Here is a 19,560-nt window from a genome sequence, read left to right on the forward strand (position 1 = left end):
ATGCTTGTCGATAGCCATTGTCACCTGGATTTTGCCGATTTCGAGCCGGAGCGCGATGCTGTTGTGCAGCGCGCGCTCGACGCCGGGATCAAGCGCATGGTGACGATCTCCACACGGGTGCGTAAATTCGATACGATCCGCGCCATCGCTGAATCTTACGAGTCCGTCTACTGCTCGGTCGGCACCCATCCGAACAATGCGCATGAAGAACTGGACATTACGGCTGACGATCTGGTGCGCCTCGCGGAACACCCGAAAGTTGTCGCCATAGGCGAGGCGGGTCTCGATTATCATTACGACTACGCTCCGCCGGAAGCGCAGCGCCAGGGGTTTCTCGTCCACATCGAAGCCGCGCGCCGCACGCAACTGCCGCTGGTCATCCATGCGCGCAGCGCCGATGACGACATGGCCGAAATTCTGGAGCAAGAAACCGCCAAGGGCGCGTTTCCCTTCATTCTCCATTGTTTCTCGTCCGGTCGCGCACTGGCGGAAAAAGGTGTTGAACTGGGCGGCTATGTTTCGTTTTCCGGCATTCTGACTTTCAAGAACTCGCCGGAAATCCGCGAAATTGCGACCATCGTTCCGCGTGACCGTCTGCTGGTGGAAACGGATGCGCCGTTCCTTGCGCCGCTGCCGCATCGTGGCAAGCGCAACGAACCGTCTTTCGTGCAGCACACCGCTGCCATGCTGGCCGAGACGATTGGCGTGAGCAATGAAGAAGTCGCCCGCATCACGAGCGACAACGTGTTCAGGCTCTTCTCCAAGATGCCCCGGCCTTCAGAGGAAGTTTGAGCGTGACTTCTCCCCGAAATTGCCTGCGATTTACGATTCTGGGCTGCGGTTCGTCGCCCGGCGTGCCGCGCGTCAATGGCGATTGGGGGAAATGCGATCCGCAAAACCCGAAAAACCGTCGCACGCGTACCTCGCTGCTGGTTGAGCGTTTTAATGAGAGCGGCAACCACACCACGGTGGTGATCGATACGGGGCCGGATTTTCGCACGCAGATGATCAATGCCAGCGTGCACGCGCTCGATGCGGCGGTCTATACCCATCCGCATGCCGACCACATTCACGGGATCGACGATCTGCGCACCTATGTGGTGGATAATCGGCGGCTGATGGATGTCTATGCCAACCGCTTCACGCGTAACCGGCTCTACGACGCCTTTGGCTATTGTTTTGAGACGCCGGCGGGCTCAAGCTATCCGCCGATCCTGAGCATGCATGATATTGCAGCCGAAACACCCTTCACCATCGACGGCGCGGGTGGTGAGATCCGGTTCGAGCCGTTCCGGCAGATCCACGGCGATATCGAGTCGCTCGGCTTCCGCATCGGCAATGTTGTCTATTGCACGGATGTCAGCGCGTTCCCGGATGAGAGCCTGCGCCATATCCGCCACGCCGATGTGCTGATCCTTGGTGCCTTGCAATATCGCCCGCATCCGAGCCATTTCTCGCTTGAACAGGCGCTGGAATGGATCGAACTATTCGCGCCCAGGCGGGCAATCCTCACACACATGCATGTGCCGCTGGATTATGAGACGGTGTTGCGTGAAACGCCTGAGAATGTTGAGCCCGGATATGATGGACTCCGGTTTGAAATCCCGCTCTAAAACGAAAAAGCCCGGCATCTCTGCCGGGCTTTTTCGTGTTTGCTGTCATCAGCGATCAGGCACGGGCCGGGAAAGGCATCACATTACTGCCTTCTGCGGGCTTGGCCTGCTTGTCTTCCAGAGCAAGACCACCGGCGCGGAGCAGATCGGAGAAACGACCGCCGCGGGCTGCAAGCTCATCGAAGCTGCCGCGTTCGACCAGATGGCCCTTGTCCATGAACAGAACCTGATCCGCTGAGCGTACCGTCGAAAGACGGTGCGCGATGATGAAGGTTGTGCGGTTCTGGCTCAGATCGTCCACAGCCTGCTTCACCTTTTCTTCGGTCTCGACGTCGAGCGCGCTTGTCGCTTCGTCGAGCACGAGGATCGGCGAATCCTTCAGGATGGCGCGTGCAATCGCCAGACGCTGGCGTTCGCCGCCCGAAAGCTGCGAGCCGCGCTCGCCGACAACCGTGTCGTAACCGTTTGCCTTGGCAAGAACGAAGTCGTGCGCGGCGGCAGCCTTGGCTGCGGCATGGACGTCTTCATGCGTGGCATCTTCACGACCGACGCGGATATTTTCCTCCACGGTACGATTGAAGAGACCGGCATCCTGAAACACAGTGGCAATCGCATGGCGCAGCGAGCGGCGGCTGACAGTGCGCGTATCGACGCCGTCGATCAGCACACGACCAGCAGCCGGATCGAACACGCGCTGAAGGATATTGATCAGCGTGGTCTTGCCTGCACCGGTCGGGCCGACGATGGCCACCGTCTGGCCGGGCTTCACCTCGAAGGAAACATCATAGACGCCCTGACCCGAATTCGGGAACTCGAAGGTGACATTGTCGAAGACGATGTCGCCCTTGACGTTTTCCAGATCGGCGACGTCCTGCGGCTCCTGACGGTCGGCAGTTGCATCTTCCATTTCGAAGAATTCTTCGAGCTTGGCGCGTGCCGTCACAGTCTGGTTGATGAAGGCGCTGATCTGGTCGAGACGGCCGATCATCAGCTGTGCGAAGCCGATAAAGGCAATCACGTCGCCAACGCGCATCTGACCCTTGGTCACGAAATAGGCACCGAGAACCAGCACGACCACCATGGAGAAGGTTGAAGCCATCCGGTTCAGACCGCTGGCAAGTGCCCACCAGTTGAGAACCGGAAACTGTGCCTTTTCCAGATTGCGGGCATAGTCGCGCAGCGCCTGCGTTTCAGAGGCAATGCGGTTATAGCTCTGCACGACCGAAACATTGCTGATTGTATCGCTGACATGTTCGAAAAGCTTGTGATGATGCTTCTCAACGGCCATCTGGCCGTCCTTGGTCTTGCGCATGACCAGTTGGCCGATCATGACATAAATGACGCCGAGCACGATCAGGACGAGCGACATGCGCATATCCATGTTCATGGCAACCGGAATAAGCGTCGCCAGCGCCACAACCGTGGTCAGGTGCTGACGCATGAATTCGAGCCAGAGCGTGAAGAGCGAGTCCGTCGCGCGGATCAGCGTGTGCAGGGCATTCGACGTGCCGCGCTTCTGATGCCAGGCAAGCGGCATGGTGATCAGGCGCTCATAGGAGTCGATCATTACGCCGAGACGGCGGCGATGCGCGAGCCTATCCGCACCACGCGCCACGAAAACGGCTGCGATGATGTTGAAAACGCCAAGCGCTGCCCACATCGACAGCGGGGAGAAGATATCTCCCTTGTCGGAAATGGCCTGAATGACCTTACCGAAAAGGATAGGCTCGGCCAGCGTTACAAGGGCAACAAGGACACTCGCGACACACATCGATATCGTTGCGGCTTTCTCGACCGCAAGATATTCCATGGCTCGCCAGTATATTTTGAGCAATGACACTTTCGCACTCCCGCTCGTTCTATTTACGGGGCTACATGGTATAGCCCCGCCTTTGTATCAATATTCTATGACTGCAAGAAGTGGCTATGGGGTGTCAAAACCGGCCATAAATTAAAAACGTATGTAACTGAGTGTGAAGATTCAGCGGATTTCGCGCCAATATGAGCGAAAACTAAACTTAAAGCTTGCAGATTCAAGTTTTATGGAATTCTACGCCACGCATTCGAATTCGGCGTCAAAATCCGCTCTGAGGATGGCGGAAATCAAATGTCGGCATCAGAGCACTAGCAATCGTGGAAACTCACGTCTATTGACAGGAATAACACTCAGACACGCCGATTGCGCGTGGCAGAAAGATATTGATCGGGTTTCTCATGGCAGGCGTCGAACAGAAGATTGTGGATACAAGCGAAGCGGGCATGCGCCTCGATCGCTGGTTCAAGGTTCACTTTCCTGGGCTGGGCTTCGGCCATCTGCAAAAATTGCTGCGTTCAGGTCAGGTTCGTGTCGATGGCGGTCGCGCCAAGGCCGATACGCGCCTTCAGGCGAACCAGATGGTTCGCATCCCGCCGCTCGGTGTCGATGAAAAGGCAACTGGCCCAGTCACAGCGCGTACCATCCGCAGCCAGCAGGACGGCGACGTTCTCTCGCAGATGCTGATTTATGAAGATCCGAAGGTGTTTGTCTTCAACAAGCCAGCGGGTCTCGCCGTGCAGGGCGGTTCAGGACTGACCCGTCACGTTGACGGTATGCTGGAAGCGTGGCGCAACAAGAAGGGCGAAAAGCCGCGTCTTGTTCATCGCATCGACCGCGATACATCGGGCGTGCTTGTGGTGGCGCGCACGCGCGGCGCGGCGCAGGCTCTGACCGCCGCTTTCCGCGAACGTGATACCAAAAAAACCTACTGGGCGTTGGTGAAGGGTGTACCGCGCAAGCGTGAAGACAAGATTTCGACCTGGCTGGTCAAGGAACAGACGCCCGATGGCGACAAGATGCGCGTTTGCCAGCATGGCGAACCGGATTCCGATCACGCAGTTTCCTATTATCGCATCATCGAAAAGGTTGGCAACAATCTGACATGGCTGGAAATGGAGCCCTATACGGGCCGCACGCACCAACTGCGCGTTCACGCCGCCTATATCGGTCATCCGATCATCGGCGATCCGAAATATTTCGAAGCCGACCAGAACTGGGAGTTTCCCGGCGGCATCCAGAAGCGCCTGCATCTGCATGCGCGCCGCATCCGCATCCCCAACCCATCGGGCGGGATCATTGATGTGACCGCGCCGCTGCCGCCGCACATGGTTCAGTCGTGGAACCTGCTTGGTTTCGATGAGGACAGTGCGGAAGATTAACCAATAAAGTCAAACTGACGATTTCGGTGCGAAAATGGGGCAGGGGAAAGTTGAAGCGCTGGCGCCGGGCCGGGCTTCTTTCGATGGGCTGGCCGTGGCGTTGGTCATCTTCATCATGTTCAGCTGGGGGCTTAATCAGGTTGCCGTGAAGATCGGCAATCAGGGTTTCAATCCGATGCTGATGGCCGCCGGGCGTTCCGCTTTGGGCGGCATGTGCGTGTTTTTCTGGTGTTTCTGGCGGCGCATTCCGCTGTTCAGAAATGATGGAACCCTGCTGCCGGGCATTCTTGCGGGGCTGTTGTTTGGCACCGAGTTTGTGCTGATTTTTCTCGCGATGGACCTCACCAGCGTCAGTCGCGTGACACTGATGATGAATGTCATGCCGTTCTGGGTGGCGATCGGCAGCCATTTCCTGCTCGGCGAGCGCATGTCGATCCGGGCGTTCATCGGCATGTGCGTGGCGTTTCTGGGTGTGTTTGTGGTGTTTTCTGATCATGTCAGCCGACCGGGGCCCTATGCGTTCTATGGCGATTTGCTGGCGCTTGTTTCGGGCATTCTCTGGGGGCTGACCACGCTGGTCATCAAGCGCAGCAAACTCGCTTATGCCGTTCCTGAGAAAATCCTGCTGTATCAGCTGGTCGTCGCCACGTTGGTGCCGCTACCGTTTATCGGCCTTGCCGGCCCACTCGTGCGCGATCCGAATGTTCTTTCGGTAATCTCGCTGCTGTTTCAGTCCTTCTTTGTGGTCGCATTCACCTATCCGCTCTGGTTCTGGATGGTGAATCGCTATCCGGCGTCGAAGCTTTCCAACTTTGCCTTTCTCACGCCCGCTTTTGGCGTGTTGCTGAGCGGAATCGTGCTCGGCGAGGCCTTGAGCTTGAAGATATTCGCAGCCTTGATCCTGATCGGCCTTGGCTTGATAATCATCAATCGACCGGCAAAGGCGGCAGCAGCACGATGAAACTTGTTCTTTTCGATTGCGACGGCACTTTGGTCGATAGCGGTGACTTCATCCATCGCTGCATGGCAGAGAGCTTTGCCGATGCGGGATTGACGCCACCGGAACAAGCCCAGACGCATTCCATCATCGGTCTGTCGCTTCCGTTGGCCATTGCGCGATTGCTGGGCCGCGAGCCTGATGAACAGGTCAATTGGTTGACGCAGCGCTACAAGGATAATTTCGTGCGACTGCGGCAGGCGCCGGATTTCTCGGAGCCGCTCTATGACGGCATTCTGCCGCTTCTGACCGAACTCGGCGAGCGGGACGATCTTTTGTTGGGGATCGTCACGGGCAAATCGCGTCGCGGCGTCCATGCGGTGTTCGAACGCCATGGCATCGGCAAGCATTTTCTGGTCATTCGCACGGCGGACGACTGCCCGTCCAAACCCCATCCGGCGATGGTGCTTGAATCCTGCGCGGAAATGGGGATAGAACCCGACCGAACCATTGTTATCGGCGATGCGATTTACGATATGCAGATGGCGCGCTCGGCAGGAGCCATGGCGGCGGGCGTGTCATGGGGTTATCATGACCGGCATGCGCTCGTCGAAGCCGGTGCGCACCACATATTGGCTACGCCGCACGACCTTCATCCGCTGCTGAAAGCAATGGATGCACTTTTAAAAGTTGGAAAGACCCCATGCGTGATACTTTGAGCGATCTTGAAGCCGGAAAGCAGCTTTCCGACGAGAATCCCATCATACGAGCGCAGAAGCTGATGCAGGCGCAACTGCCGAAGCGGTTCTATGAGCAGGTGGAAGTCGCTGAAGTGGAAGGTGGTTTTGCCGTTCATCTCGACGGTCGCCCGGTAAAGACACCAGCGCGCAGTCTCCTCATGCTTCCGACGGCTTCGGCGGCAGAGATCGTTGCTGAAGAATTCCGTGCGCAGGAAAAGGTTATCGATCCGGGTAAAATGCCCGCAACGCGCCTTGTGAACACGGCCATTGACGGCATCGCGCAGGACCCGCAGGCGGTGCTTGAAGACATATTGCGTTTCGCAGGCACGGATTTGCTCTGCTATCGCGCCGACGCGCCACAGGAACTGGTGTCGCGCCAGACGGCGCGGTGGGACCCGCTGATCGACTGGGCGGAAACGCTGGGCGCGCGCTTTACGCTTGCCGAAGGCGTGATGCATGTGGAGCAGTCGCGTGAGGCGATTACGGCATTTGGCATTCATCTGTCCGCATTCACCGACCCGATTGCGCTTGCTTCGCTCCATACGATGACGACGCTAACCGGTTCGGCCATCATCGCGCTGGCCATCGCCAAGGGCGAAGTATCCGCCGAAGACGGCTGGGCACTGGCGCATATCGACGAAGACTGGACGACCGAACAGTGGGGCGAAGACGCGGAAGCGGCTGCACGGCGCAAGGCGCGCGCGGTCGAAATGATGATCGCAGCGCGGGTACTCAAGGCGCTTTGAGCCAACTGAAACTATTTCTCAAATAGTTTATCCAAAGCATTGATTACAAAAAGAAAACCCGGCCATAAAGCCGGGTTTTCTTTTGCGCGTTTTTAAAAACGCGTCGTTCCCCTCGGTAACTCATGGAATGGCGGGAGCGCAAGCGCTCCCGCATCTCCGTTATTAGACCGAGTAGTACATGTCGAATTCGACCGGATGCGGGGTCATTTCGTAACGCATCACTTCGGCCATCTTCAGTTCGATGAACGAGTCGATCTGGTCGTCGGTGAACACGCCACCGGCCTTGAGGAATTCGCGATCCTTGTCGAGCGACTGGAGCGCTTCACGAAGCGAGCCGCAAACGGTCGGGATCTTCTTCAGTTCCTTTGCCGGCAGGTCATACAGATCCTTGTCCATGGCCTGGCCCGGATGGATCTTGTTCTTGATGCCGTCGAGGCCAGCCATCAGCAGCGCTGCGAAGCAGAGATACGGATTGGCAGCCGGGTCCGGGAAGCGGACTTCAAGACGCTTCGACTTCGGCGAAGAGCCGAAAGGAATACGGCAGGAAGCCGAACGGTTGCGTGCCGAGTAGGCCAGCAGAACCGGAGCTTCATAGCCCGGAACCAGACGCTTGTACGAATTGGTCGACGGGTTGGTGAATGCGTTCACAGCCTTGGCATGCTTGATGACGCCGCCGATGAAGAACAGGCAGTTTTCCGACAGACCAGCATATTCATTGCCAGCAAAGGTCGGCTTGCCGTCTTTCCAGATCGAGAAGTGAACGTGCATGCCCGAGCCGTTGTCGCCGAAAATCGGCTTTGGCATGAAGGTAGCGGTCTTGCCATAGGCATTGGCAACCTGATGCACGACATACTTGTAGATCTGCATCTTGTCGGCGTTGCGAACGAGCGAGTCAAACTTGACGCCGAGTTCGTGCTGGGCCGATGCCACTTCGTGGTGATGCTTTTCAACTGTTACGCCCATTTCCGTCAGAACGGTGAGCATTTCGGAACGCATGTCCTGGCAGCTGTCGATCGGCGGAACCGGGAAATAGCCGCCCTTGACGCGCGGACGGTGGCCGAGATTGCCGGTTTCATAGTCGGTGTCGTCGTTGGACGGCAGTTCGGTGGAATCGAGCTTGAATCCGGTATTGTACGGATCTGCCTTGTACTTGACGTCGTCGAAGACGAAGAATTCAGCTTCCGGGCCGACATAGACCGTGTCGCCGATACCGAGCGACTTCATGTAGGCTTCTGCCTTCTTTGCGGTCGTGCGCGGATCGCGGCTGTAAGCCTCGCCCGAGATCGGCTCGAGAATGTCGCAAAGAATGACCAGCGTGGACTGGGCGAAGAACGGGTCGATATGGGCCGTCGCCGGATCAGGCATCAGAACCATGTCGGATTCGTTGATGGCCTTCCAGCCGGCGATCGAGGAGCCGTCAAACATGACGCCGTCAACGAACATTTCTTCGTCAACGAGGCCGATATCCATCGTAACGTGCTGGAGCTTGCCCTTCGGGTCGGTGAAGCGAAGGTCGACAAACTTGATGTCGTTGTCTTTGATCTGTTTCAGAATATCGTTGGCGGTCGTCATTTTAATTCCCTGTTTGCACGACGAAGGAGAGGTATGCAGGTGTTAATCAGATGGCATCGACGCCGGATTCACCGGTGCGGATACGAATGACTTCTTCAATGTTGGAGACGAAAATCTTGCCGTCGCCGATGCGACCCGTCTGGGCTGCCTTGCGGATGGCTTCAATCGCGTTGTCCACGGTTTCATCCGCTACAATGACTTCGACTTTCACCTTGGGAAGAAAGTCGACGACGTATTCGGCACCGCGGTAAAGCTCGGTATGACCTTTCTGTCGTCCAAAGCCCTTGGCTTCGATGACAGTGATGCCTTGCAAGCCGACTTCCTGAAGGGCTTCCTTCACTTCATCGAGTTTGAAGGGCTTAATGATGGCTTCGATCTTTTTCATCAGAGAATGGTCTCCGCTTTTCTTCAGAAATGAGCGTTGTGCCCGTTTCACTGTTGGAGAAGCATGAAGCGTGCCAGTTTGAAAAAACTAGGCAAAATTTTCTCTTCTCTTCCATTTCCTTAGCAGAGTGGCACTAAAGGCGGCACCTTTGCAAGGAGGTGCCTATCGTTGGGGTGTGGAAGAGCTATCCTGATATTGAATGTATGATTAAAAAGTAATCAATTTGCGACAAATATAGGCTCTCTTGCACAAAGCGCTCTGCCGCGTGTTTAATCACCGCGAAATCCGTCTTACGAAACAGGTGCGCGATGTTGGAATTGCTAAACCCCGATGAAATGGCAGCCGCGGACCGCTGGACCATGGATAACGGGGTGCGTGACGGCTTTTCGCTGATGCTGGCGGCGGGGCGGGCGGTGGCGGAAGTCGCACAACGCATGTTCGCCGACAAAGGGCCGGTCGCGGTTTTATGCGGACCGGGCAATAATGGCGGTGACGGTTATGTCGCAGCGCAATATCTTCTGGAAGCGGGTTTCGAGGTCGTGTGCTTCAGCGTCGCGCCGCCGCGAAAAGGCAGCGACGCGCTTCGTGCCTCGCTGTTTCACAAGGGCGAGGTGCGCAGCATCAACGAATTTTCGCCCGCCAGTTTTTCCGGTGTCATCGATGCCATTTACGGTGCAGGACTGACGCGTGAGGTTCATGGGGCCGAAGCCGTGGCCATCGACGCGATCAACGCATCAGACATTCCGGTTATCGCCGTCGATCTGCCAAGCGGCGTGTCGGGCGCCAGCGGGCAACTCCTGGGCGCGGCGGTCAAAGCGCGGGCAACCGTCACATTTTTCCGCAAGAAACCCGGCCATTTGCTGCAGCCGGGCAGGGCCTTATGCGGCGTTCTGCATGTGGCGGATATCGGCATTCCAGACCGTGTGCTGGACACGATCCGCCCGCAGGCGCACGAAAATGCTCCCGCTTTATGGGTGGATAGCTTGCCTGCCTTGAACGTCAATGCGCATAAATATAGCCGCGGACATGTCGCCGTCTTTTCTGGTGGCATGCACGCGACGGGCGCAGCGCGGCTGTCGGCACTGGCTGCGGCCAGAAGCGGCGCGGGAGCCGTAACGCTATTGTCGCCACCGGATGCCGTGCCAATCAATGCGGCGCATGTCACCAGCATCATGGTGCGCGAAACCCGCAGTGCCAGCGATGTACGGGAGTTCATCGCAGATCGAAAAGTCGCGGCGGCTGTGCTCGGCCCCGGTTACGGAAACGCAGCATTCGCACGCGAGCATGCCCTGATGCTGGGCGGGCGCTCGGCATCGGCATTTCCGGCGCTCAATGGGCTGGTGCTTGATGCGGATGGCATAACGGCATTCGAAAAGAATCCGCGAGAATTGTTTGAGGCGCGAAAAGGCGCGGCGACAGCGCTTGTTTTGACGCCGCATGAGGGAGAATTCCGTCGGCTCTTCCCGGATGTGGCCAAGGATGATGCGTCAAAGCTCGATAAGGCCCGTAAGGCGGCTACCCTTGCCAATGCGGTGGTGATCTATAAGGGGCCGGATACGGTCATCGCCGCCCCGGATGGTCGCGCCGCGATCAATGCAAATGGAACGCCGTTTTTGGCGACCGCCGGTTCCGGCGATGTTCTGGCAGGCATTGTGGCCGGTCTGCTGGCGCAGGGGATGCCGCCTCTTGAGGCGGCCTGCGCGGCAGTCTGGGTTCATGCCGATGCGGGACGGCGCTTCGGTCACGGATTGATCGCTGAAGACTTGCCCGACCTGCTGCCCGCCGTCTGGTCCGCATTGGCAGTTTCAGCGCGAAGCTAAGGATTATCGGTGACGGGAGCCGCCTCTGCCGGTGCCGACATCAATAATGATATCGCCCGAGACAGACACATCGGTATTGCCGACCCGAAAATTCTTCCAGCTGCCTGCTGGCGTTCCATCCGGCTCCGGGGCGGGCGGTGGCGCCGAGACGAGAGGCTTTTGCGGTTCAACGCCCGGAAGGCCGGGCGCGGATTTTTCCTGAGCGAAAGCGCCTGATGCCATAGCGGTTGAAAAAGCCAGCGTAACAAACTGAGAAACTGTATTTTTCACCGTTCTCGATCCTTTCAGACGGGGTCTGCAACCGCGTCGATCAGCTGCTCGGCCATTTCGAGGGTGAATTCGTCATAATGCGAAATCACCCGGCTCGGTTCGTAATGCTGGACCGGAAGGTCAGTATAACCGAAATCGACGGCTACTACCGGGATACCCGCCGCCTTGGCCGTGTCGATATCCGTGCGGCTGTCGCCGACCATCAGCGCGCGATCACGATTGCCGCCAGCGCGCGCAATGGTGTCGGTCAGATGGCGCGGGTCCGGCTTGCGCCAGGCGAAAGTGTCCGCCCCACAGATCGCGGCAAAGCGCGCGGCTTCGCCCATTGACGTCAACAGCTTGACCGAAAGAGATTCGAACTTGTTCGTGCAGACAGCCAGCTCGAAGCCATGCGCCTGAAAGCGGTCGAGCGCTTCCAGTACCCCGGGGAAGAACACGGAATGTCCGGGCATGTTGTCCGCATAATGCTCGCGAAACTCTTCCACCAACTGGTCGAGGCGCGTGTCATCGATCTGCGTCTGCTGCGCCGCGAAAGCGCGTTCGATCATGGTGCGTCCGCCCTGACCGACAAACCGGCGCAACGCTGCCCGATCGGCGGCCTTGAGACCGGAAATGGACAGGCAGTGATTGAGGCTGTCGAGAAGGTCCGGCGCGGTATCGACGAGTGTGCCGTCGAGATCGAAAACGATGATGGGCTTGGCACTGGCAACGGACATAATGTCTCTTTCGGATAGATGACGTCAGGCATACGTAACCGATAGCGTGCAACGGCTCAAGGGCAGGTAGTCCGGTCGCGCAGATGTGAAATTCTGCGTCATATTTAAATAGATGCTTTGTTGTCATGCCTGCGCATGCTAGACGCGAACCGAATTGGGACGAGAATCCGCCGGTTCAACCCGGAGGATATGCTAGGATTTCTTTCATGGACGAAGCACGCAAGCTGAAGATCGCCGCCGCAGCCGAGGCGCTGACGCATGTCAAGGATGGTATGCGTCTTGGCATCGGCACGGGCTCCACGGCAGAAGAATTCGTGCGTCTGCTGGCCGAAAAAGTGCAGGGCGGCTTCAAGATCGTCGGCGTGCCGACCTCTGAACGCACCGCCAGCCTGTGTCAGGAACTGGGCGTTCCGCTGACGACGCTGGAAGAAACTCCGCATCTCGATCTGACCATTGACGGCGCGGACGAAGTCGATTCCGAACTGTCGCTCATTAAGGGCGGCGGCGGCGCGCTGTTGCGCGAAAAGATCGTGGCCGCAGCCTCGGACGCCATGATCGTCATTGCCGACCAATCGAAAGTTGTGGAAACCCTGGGTCGTTTTCCGCTGCCCATCGAGGTCAACCGCTTCGGTCTTGGCGCCACGATGCGCGCAATCGAGGCGGCAGCCGCGAAATGCGGCCTTGCAGGCCCGCTGAACCTGCGCTTAAAAGATGGTTCGCCTTTTGTAACGGATGGTGGACACTACATCGTCGATGCATCTTTTGGCCGCATTCCCGAGCCAAAGACACTATCTGACGCTCTCTTCGCCATTCCCGGCGTCGTCGAGCATGGACTTTTCATCGGGCTGGCGCGTGCGGCAGTAATTGCAGGCACCGACGGCATCCGAACCCTGAACCGGTCTTGAACTGCCAGTGCTATTACTGGTGTTGAACTGATTGAACGGAGTATTGAGCATATGATCCCGGCAACTGGCTTTCGTCGTCTGATTGCACCGCTTTCCGTATTCGCCCTGATGGCCGGCGTTCATGCGGCTTCGGCGCAGGAAATCACTGATGCCCATCTGCAGGCTGCCCGCGAAGCGATCTCCGCGATCCACGCGACCGAGCAGTTCGACGAGATTCTGCCGAACGCAGCCCGCGCGCTCAAGGGCGAGCTGATCCAGAAGGACCCCAATCTCGAAGGTCTGATCACCAAGACCGTCGATGAAAAGGCTCTGGCTCTCGCTGCCCGCCGTTCGGACCTCGAAACCGAATCCGCACGCGCTTACGCAAAGGCGTTTTCGGAAGAGGAACTGAAGGCGATCTCGACCTTCTACACCTCGCCAGCTGGCAAGAAGCTTCTGTCGGAAGGCCCGATTGTGACCCGTGAAGTCGTGAAGGCCGCCAATGTCTGGCAAAATGGTGTTGCCCGTGACCTCGCTCGCGATGTTGCAGAAGTTCTGGCCGCTCAGGCCGGTGCGGCAGCTGGCCAGCAGACGCAGCAGCCTGCACAGCAGTAAATCACGGCTCAGATCAAATAATTTGAAAGCCCGGCGACTTGGCCGGGCTTTTTCTTTTGCCTACATATCATCGTCAGTAATTCTGAAGGAGATTCCCCATGGCCGGGTATGACTACGACCTTTTTGTTATCGGTGGCGGTTCCGGTGGTGTGCGCGCAGGCCGACTGGCGGGCGCCATGGGGAAGAAGGTCGGTCTGGCCGAGGAATATCGCATGGGCGGCACCTGCGTCATTCGCGGCTGTGTACCGAAAAAGCTGTTTGTCTATGCCTCGCAGTTTCCCGAACATTTCGAGGACGCCGCCGGTTACGGCTGGAGGGTGGGCGAAAGCAGCTTTGACTGGAAGAAGCTGATCGCTGCCAAGGACAAGGAAATCGACCGTCTGGAAGGGCTCTACCGCAAGGGGCTTGAAAATTCGAAGGTCGAGATTTTTGCAAGTCGCGCCGTGCTCGTCGATGAACATACGGTCGAGCTGAAGGCTGATGGACGACGCGTTACTGCTGAACATATTCTGATCGCCACCGGTGGACGTCCGAACCCGCACGCGGCTCTGCCCGGCCATGAGCTTTGCATCAGCTCGAACGAGGCTTTTCATCTGGATGAATTGCCAAAGGCAATTGTCATCGCGGGCGGTGGCTATATCGCGGTCGAATTCGCCAATATCTTCCATGGTCTCGGCGTGGAAACCACACTTGTCTATCGCGGCAAGGAAGTCCTGAACGGTTTCGACGGCGATGTTCGCCATTTGCTGCATGAAACCATGGAAGCCAAGGGTATTCGCATCATTTGTGAGGCGGTTTTCGAGAAGGTTACGAAGCAGGCAAACGGCCTGTTGTCCATTGCCCTGTCGAATGGCGAGACACTCGAAGCCGGGCAGGCGATGCTGGCGCTTGGCCGCATGCCCAACACGGAAGGACTCGGCCTTGAAACCGCTGGCGTGAAGTTGGACAAGCTCGGCGCCGTGGAAGTGGATGACTATTCGCGCACCAGCACCGCCAATATCTGGGCGGTCGGCGATGTCACCAACCGCGTGCAGCTGACGCCTGTGGCCATTCACGAGGCAATGTGCTTCCTTGAAACAGTTTTCAAGGACAATCCGACCAAGCCCGATCATGAATTGATCGCAACGGCTGTCTTTTCCCAGCCCGAAATTGGCACTGTCGGTTTGACCGAGGAAGAGGCAGCGAAGAAATATCCGGAAGTCGAAGTCTATCGCGCCTTGTTCCGTCCGATGAAGAACACGCTTTCGGGCCGCAACGAAAAGATGCTGATGAAGATCGTCGTCGATGCCAAAAGCCGCCGCGTCCTGGGCACCCATATTATGGGACCGGATGCCGGTGAAATGGGGCAGCTTCTGGGGATTTCGCTGAAGGCTGGCGCGACCAAGGATGATTTCGACCGCACCATGGCCGTGCATCCGACCGCCGCCGAAGAACTGGTCACGATGTACAAGCCAAGTTATCGCGTCGTAAATGGCGAAAAGGTCGAAGGCTGACCCTTTCGCCGCAGGAGAATATCATTAACGATTATTGCTGGTATAAAACCCGCGCGTGCATTATATCAGCGCGACCCACGCACGCCGGGATTAGACATGTGGCTGGCATCTTCTTCAGGTGCAGGCTGCATGATTGGAATTCCGGCTTTCGTGTAAGGAGGATATAATCCGAGGATTATCGAGCGGATAACGCAAAACAGGTGCTCTAATGACGAAGAACTGGACCCCGCATTCCTGGAGAAACAAACCGATCAAGCAAGTGCCGTTTTATCCGGACGCACAGGCTCTGACCGACGTTGAGGCCCGTCTTCGCACCTATCCGCCTTTGGTTTTTGCAGGCGAGGCGCGCAAGCTTAAGCAGCAGCTGGCCGCTGTGGCGGAAGGCAAGGCATTTCTGCTTCAGGGCGGCGATTGCGCCGAAAGCTTCGCTGAACATGGCGCGGATAATATTCGCGACTTCTTCCGCGTGTTCCTGCAAATGGCCGTCGTCCTCACCTTCGGTGCTTCCAAACCGGTGGTGAAGGTTGGTCGTATTGCCGGTCAGTTCGCCAAGCCGCGTTCGACGGACATGGAAACGAAGGATGGCGTCGAGCTGCCGTCCTACCGTGGCGACATCATCAACGGTATCGATTTCGACGCAGCCTCGCGCACGCCCGATCCGCAGCGCCAGGACATGGCTTACCGCCAGTCCGCAGCAACGCTGAACCTGCTGCGCGCTTTTGCGCAGGGCGGCTATGCCAATCTGGAAAACGTGCACCAGTGGATGCTCGGCTTCGTCGGCAAGAGCCCACAGGCTGAACGTTACACGGCTCTGGCGCAGCGCATTTCGGAAACGATGCACTTCATGCGCGCTATCGGCATCACGTCTGACAGCAACCATTCGCTGCGCGAGACTGACTTCTACACGAGCCATGAAGCGCTGCTACTCGGCTATGAAGAAGCGCTCACCCGCGTCGATTCCACGTCGGGCGACTGGTATGGCACGTCTGGTCACATGATCTGGATCGGTGATCGCACGCGCCAGGCCGACCATGCACATATCGAATATTGCCGCGGTATCAAGAACCCTCTCGGTCTCAAGTGTGGCCCGTCCTTGCAGCCGGATGATCTCATCCGCCTGATCGACCTGCTCAACCCGGAAAACGAAGCTGGCCGTTTGACGCTTATCGCGCGCTTCGGCTACGACAAGGTGGGCGATCACCTGCCGCAGCTCATCCGCGCTGTCGAAAAGGAAGGCCGCAAGGTCGTCTGGTCCTGCGATCCGATGCATGGCAATACGATCACCGCTGGCGGCTACAAGACGCGTCCGTTCGACCGCATTCTCAAGGAAGTAGAATCCTTCTTCGCGATCCATCGCGCCGAAGGCACGCATCCGGGCGGTATTCATGTCGAAATGACCGGCAAGAACGTCACGGAATGCACGGGCGGCGCCCGCGCCATCTCCGCAGACGATCTTCAGGATCGCTACCACACGCATTGCGATCCGCGCCTTAACGCCGATCAGGCATTGGAACTGGCGTTCCTGCTGGCCGAACTCCTCAAGAAGGAGCGCGATGCGGGCACTGAAAAGCAGGTCGCAAGCGCCTGAAAGGCTCTTGGATTGTAATCATTTGGGCAGGGCGGAGGTTTCGATCTCCGCCCTGTTGCTTTTGAAGCAGAGTTGTCTAAAGCATTCTCCGGCAAAGCGCGAAATCGTGTCCATGGCTTCTGGGGGTATTTATGCAGCGCATTTTTCTGGCTTTTCTGAACTCAATGCGCGCGCTGAAATATCTCGCGGGCAATGAAAAAGCCGTGCAACAGGAACTGGTATTGTTTCTGGTCTCCTTGCCTGTCGCTTTCTTCCTTGCGCCCACATGGCTGGCCTTCCTGCTGATGACCGGCTCGATCCTGTTTCTGATGATGGTCGAAATTCTGAATACCGGCATAGAGGCGACATGCGATGCGGTGTCCCGCGATTTTCATAAGGAAATCCAGATTGCCAAGGACTGTGGTTCATTGGCCGTGCTGATCGCGATTATATTTGTTGTGGCCACATGGGGCTATATAATCATATCGTCTTTCTATTATTAAAATAAATATAATGGCAGTTGAAATAGATAAAATAGCAAAAGTTCGTTCATAATTGCGGTTTTGCGGATTTCTATAATTGATATCTTCTTTGGGGTTGATTCCAGGAGATATAAATGACGAGAATAATTTATCTTTTTTTGTTTTTGGTGTTCTTAATTTCAGCTGGGCTTTATTTTATTGATGCCAATGCTGCGGATACTGCACCGTCGCAGCCGAATGCACATCATTGCGATAGTTGTGAAAACTTGGCGGATTATACACGTTGTATCCTCAGATCCCCGAAGGCAGATATGGTGTGATTTATTCCCTGCAACGATTTAGGGATATATCGCATTATTATATATTTATAATTTATAATATTCTTTTTTATAAATTAAATATATCTTGCTAGTAATTTAATTATTATTGGTATTTTGAAATTTTTCAATTTGCGTATTCTGAAAACGTAAATTAAAAACGGAGAAATACTGATGAGTAAGTTTATTATGTCTTTTGTTGTTGTGGCTTCTGTTTTCTCTTTTGGTGCTGCATCGGCGAATGCTTGTGTTCTTTCCGGTGAAAACGTGTTTAAGTGCGGACAAGACTGCGCAAAAAGTTCAAGTGATTGGGGGTATGTCGGTTGCTTCGCGACAGCCATCAATCCATTTGCGAATAGAAAATAGCTTCTGGTTGATGTTACGCAAGTTTCTGGAGGAAAACTCTTCTGATTGAAGTGGTCTCTGGATATTTCGTTTTCATCTGCAGATTAAACACCGGAGGGGAGGCGTGCCGGTCATTGCATCCCCTCCACTCCCACGCTAAATCTTGCGCAGAAATAGTGTTGGTGAGAATCTCATTATGCTTCGTATTGCAGTCGCGCAGCTCAATCCCGTCATGGGCGATATTGCCGGAAATCTGGCCAAGGCCCGCGCGGCTCGCGTGCAGGCTGCCGACATGAAAGCCGATCTGATCCTGTTCACAGAGCTGTTCATTGCCGGTTATCCTCCTGAGGATCTGGTGCTGAAACCATCTTTTGTCGAAGCCTGCGAGAAGGCCGTCCGAGACCTTGCAGCCGATACGGCGGATGGTGGGCCGGGCGTTATCATCGGAACCCCTCTGCGCCGCGAGAGTGGCTTGCATAATTCGGTCATGGTGCTGGATGGCGGCGAAGTGATTGCTGAGCGGTTCAAGGTCGATCTGCCGAATTACGGCGAATTCGATGAAAAGCGCGTATTCGAGCCGGGTCCGCTGCCGGGACCAGTCAATTTCCGTGGCGTGCGCATCGGTATTCCGATCTGCGAGGATATCTGGGGCGATCTCGGCGTTTCCGAAACGCTTGCCGAAAGCGGTGCAGAATTCCTGCTCGTGCCGAATGGTTCACCCTATCACCGCGCCAAGATGGACCGCCGGTATCAGGTCGTTTTGAAGCAGGTGATGCTGTCCGAACTGCCGATGCTTTACGCCAATCAGGTTGGTGGTCAGGATGAGCTGATTTTCGATGGCGCATCGTTCGCTTTCAATCCCGGAAACAAGTTCCCGTGCCTGCAAATGCCGCAGTTTTCGGAACAGATCGCCATGACGATCTGGCATCGCGACGGAGACACCTGGCGGTGCGAGGAGGGCGAGAAGGCTTTGCTTCCGGAAGAGTTGGAAGCGGACTATTCCGCCTGTGTGCTGGGCTTGCGTGATTATGTGAACAAGAACGGTTTTAAGGATGTCGTTCTGGGTCTTTCCGGCGGTATCGACTCAGCAATCTGCGCCGCGATGGGCGTGGATGCACTGGGGCCGGAGCGTGTGCGCTGCATCATGCTGCCGTATCGCTACACGTCAGGTGAATCCCTGCAAGATGCAGCCGACTGCGCCAAGGCCCTTGGCGTACGATACGATATCGTGCCCATTGCCGAGCCGGTTGAGGGCTTCATGAGCGCGCTTCAGCCACTATTTGCCGGTACGGACAGCGGTGTCACTGAAGAAAACCTGCAAAGCCGCGCGCGCGGCACCATCCTGATGGCCGTTTCGAACAAGTTCGGCTCCATGGTCGTCACGACCGGCAACAAGTCGGAAATGTCGGTCGGCTACGCCACGCTCTATGGCGACATGAATGGCGGCTTCAATCCGATCAAAGACGTGTACAAGATGCAGGTCTATGCGATGTCGGAATGGCGCAACAGCCATGTTCCGCAAGGCTCGCTCGGACCAGCGGGTGAGGTGATTCCGAACAACATCATCTCCAAGGCGCCGTCCGCCGAACTGCGCGAGAACCAGACCGATCAGGACAGCTTGCCGCCTTATCCGGTGCTCGACGACATTCTGGAATGTCTGGTCGAGAATGAAATGAGCAATGCCGATATTGTTGCGCGCGGTCATCCGGTTGAGACCGTGCAGCGTATCGAACATCTGCTTTATCTCGCTGAATACAAACGCAGACAATCGGCACCCGGTGTTAAGATTACCAGGAAGAATTTTGGACGCGATCGCCGTTATCCCATAACGAACCGCTTCCGCGACCGCTGAAAGATAATAGA

At 56.6% G+C, this 19,560-nt stretch carries 20 protein-coding genes; 15 read left to right on the top strand and 5 right to left on the bottom strand.

Features of this window, described 5'->3' with window-relative positions; all coding sequences use genetic code 11:
* Together D8666_RS01875 and D8666_RS01880 are read left to right on the top strand one after the other, a co-directional pair.
* The gene (locus D8666_RS01875; RefSeq protein ID WP_109370215.1) at positions 1-792 is read left to right on the top strand and encodes a TatD family hydrolase; all 792 of its coding nucleotides are present in this window, start codon (positions 1-3) and stop codon (positions 790-792) included.
* Positions 793-794: 2 nt separating this feature from the next.
* Positions 795-1,613: an MBL fold metallo-hydrolase gene (locus D8666_RS01880; protein WP_109368907.1), complete on the top strand. Its 819-nt coding sequence runs from the start codon at positions 795-797 to the stop codon at positions 1,611-1,613.
* Positions 1,614-1,668: 55 nt separating this feature from the next.
* Here the strand turns inward: D8666_RS01880 and D8666_RS01885 are convergent, their stop codons facing one another.
* The gene (locus D8666_RS01885; RefSeq protein ID WP_121536078.1) at positions 1,669-3,453 is read right to left on the bottom strand and encodes a glucan ABC transporter ATP-binding protein/ permease; all 1,785 of its coding nucleotides are present in this window, start codon (positions 3,451-3,453) and stop codon (positions 1,669-1,671) included.
* Between the two features lie 374 nt (positions 3,454-3,827).
* Here D8666_RS01885 and D8666_RS01890 point away from each other — a divergent pair, with 374 nt between their 5' ends.
* The 4 genes from D8666_RS01890 to D8666_RS01905 are packed head-to-tail and all read left to right on the top strand — an operon-like array spanning position 3,828 to position 7,231.
* Positions 3,828-4,808, top strand: coding sequence for an RluA family pseudouridine synthase (locus tag D8666_RS01890; RefSeq protein WP_121536300.1), 981 nt, complete (start codon positions 3,828-3,830; stop codon positions 4,806-4,808).
* A gap of 34 nt (positions 4,809-4,842) precedes the next feature.
* On the top strand, positions 4,843-5,769 hold the full coding sequence (locus D8666_RS01895) for a DMT family transporter (RefSeq protein WP_121536081.1): 927 nt from the start codon (positions 4,843-4,845) through the stop codon (positions 5,767-5,769).
* Positions 5,766-6,464: an HAD-IA family hydrolase gene (locus D8666_RS01900; RefSeq protein ID WP_121536084.1), complete on the top strand. Its 699-nt coding sequence runs from the start codon at positions 5,766-5,768 to the stop codon at positions 6,462-6,464. The genes D8666_RS01895 and D8666_RS01900 overlap by 4 nt, the downstream gene beginning before the upstream one ends.
* A complete protein-coding gene (locus D8666_RS01905) occupies positions 6,449-7,231 on the top strand; it encodes an ATP12 family chaperone protein (protein ID WP_121536087.1) in 783 nt (260 codons plus the stop codon). The genes D8666_RS01900 and D8666_RS01905 overlap by 16 nt, the downstream gene beginning before the upstream one ends.
* Before the next feature lie 162 nt (positions 7,232-7,393).
* Here the strand turns inward: D8666_RS01905 and glnA are convergent, their stop codons facing one another.
* Positions 7,394-8,803, bottom strand: coding sequence for a type I glutamate--ammonia ligase (gene glnA / locus D8666_RS01910; RefSeq protein WP_109368912.1), 1,410 nt, complete (start codon positions 8,801-8,803; stop codon positions 7,394-7,396).
* A 46-nt stretch (positions 8,804-8,849) separates the two neighbouring features.
* Positions 8,850-9,188: a P-II family nitrogen regulator gene (locus tag D8666_RS01915; RefSeq protein WP_078338549.1), complete on the bottom strand. Its 339-nt coding sequence runs from the start codon at positions 9,186-9,188 to the stop codon at positions 8,850-8,852.
* Between the two features lie 308 nt (positions 9,189-9,496).
* On the opposite strand from D8666_RS01915, the gene D8666_RS01920 reads away from it, so the two are divergent.
* Entirely contained in the window at positions 9,497-11,008 is a 1,512-nt protein-coding gene (locus D8666_RS01920) for an NAD(P)H-hydrate dehydratase (RefSeq protein ID WP_121536090.1), read from the top strand.
* A 3-nt stretch (positions 11,009-11,011) separates the two neighbouring features.
* Here the strand turns inward: D8666_RS01920 and D8666_RS01925 are convergent, their stop codons facing one another.
* Positions 11,012-11,230, bottom strand: a complete 219-nt coding sequence (locus D8666_RS01925; protein WP_109370217.1) for a hypothetical protein — start codon at positions 11,228-11,230, stop codon at positions 11,012-11,014.
* 62 nt (positions 11,231-11,292) lie between these two features.
* Positions 11,293-11,994: an HAD family hydrolase gene (locus D8666_RS01930; RefSeq protein ID WP_109368914.1), complete on the bottom strand. Its 702-nt coding sequence runs from the start codon at positions 11,992-11,994 to the stop codon at positions 11,293-11,295.
* Between the two features lie 206 nt (positions 11,995-12,200).
* Here D8666_RS01930 and rpiA point away from each other — a divergent pair, with 206 nt between their 5' ends.
* The 8 genes from rpiA to D8666_RS01960 all read left to right on the top strand — a co-directional run bounded on the left by rpiA (position 12,201) and on the right by D8666_RS01960 (position 19,549).
* On the top strand, positions 12,201-12,899 hold the full coding sequence (gene rpiA / locus D8666_RS01935) for a ribose-5-phosphate isomerase RpiA (protein WP_109368915.1): 699 nt from the start codon (positions 12,201-12,203) through the stop codon (positions 12,897-12,899).
* A gap of 51 nt (positions 12,900-12,950) precedes the next feature.
* Positions 12,951-13,493, top strand: a complete 543-nt coding sequence (locus D8666_RS01940; protein ID WP_109368916.1) for a DUF2059 domain-containing protein — start codon at positions 12,951-12,953, stop codon at positions 13,491-13,493.
* 98 nt (positions 13,494-13,591) lie between these two features.
* A complete protein-coding gene (gene gor, locus D8666_RS01945) occupies positions 13,592-14,986 on the top strand; it encodes a glutathione-disulfide reductase (protein ID WP_121536093.1) in 1,395 nt (464 codons plus the stop codon).
* Between the two features lie 208 nt (positions 14,987-15,194).
* Positions 15,195-16,574 carry a class II 3-deoxy-7-phosphoheptulonate synthase gene (locus tag D8666_RS01950; protein ID WP_109368918.1) on the top strand — a complete coding sequence of 460 codons (1,380 nt, stop codon included), beginning with the start codon at positions 15,195-15,197 and terminating at the stop codon, positions 16,572-16,574.
* Between the two features lie 131 nt (positions 16,575-16,705).
* Entirely contained in the window at positions 16,706-17,056 is a 351-nt protein-coding gene (locus D8666_RS01955; protein ID WP_109368919.1) for a diacylglycerol kinase, read from the top strand.
* A gap of 113 nt (positions 17,057-17,169) precedes the next feature.
* A complete protein-coding gene (locus D8666_RS23925; protein ID WP_147437982.1) occupies positions 17,170-17,355 on the top strand; it encodes a hypothetical protein in 186 nt (61 codons plus the stop codon).
* Positions 17,356-17,526: 171 nt separating this feature from the next.
* Positions 17,527-17,718, top strand: a complete 192-nt coding sequence (locus D8666_RS23930; RefSeq protein ID WP_147437983.1) for a hypothetical protein — start codon at positions 17,527-17,529, stop codon at positions 17,716-17,718.
* A 175-nt stretch (positions 17,719-17,893) separates the two neighbouring features.
* Positions 17,894-19,549 carry an NAD+ synthase gene (locus D8666_RS01960; protein WP_109368920.1) on the top strand — a complete coding sequence of 552 codons (1,656 nt, stop codon included), beginning with the start codon at positions 17,894-17,896 and terminating at the stop codon, positions 19,547-19,549.
* Positions 19,550-19,560: the final 11 nt, after the last annotated feature.

It is taken from the genome of Ochrobactrum soli (assembly GCF_003664555.1).
In the GTDB taxonomy this organism is placed as follows: domain Bacteria; phylum Pseudomonadota; class Alphaproteobacteria; order Rhizobiales; family Rhizobiaceae; genus Brucella; species Brucella teleogrylli.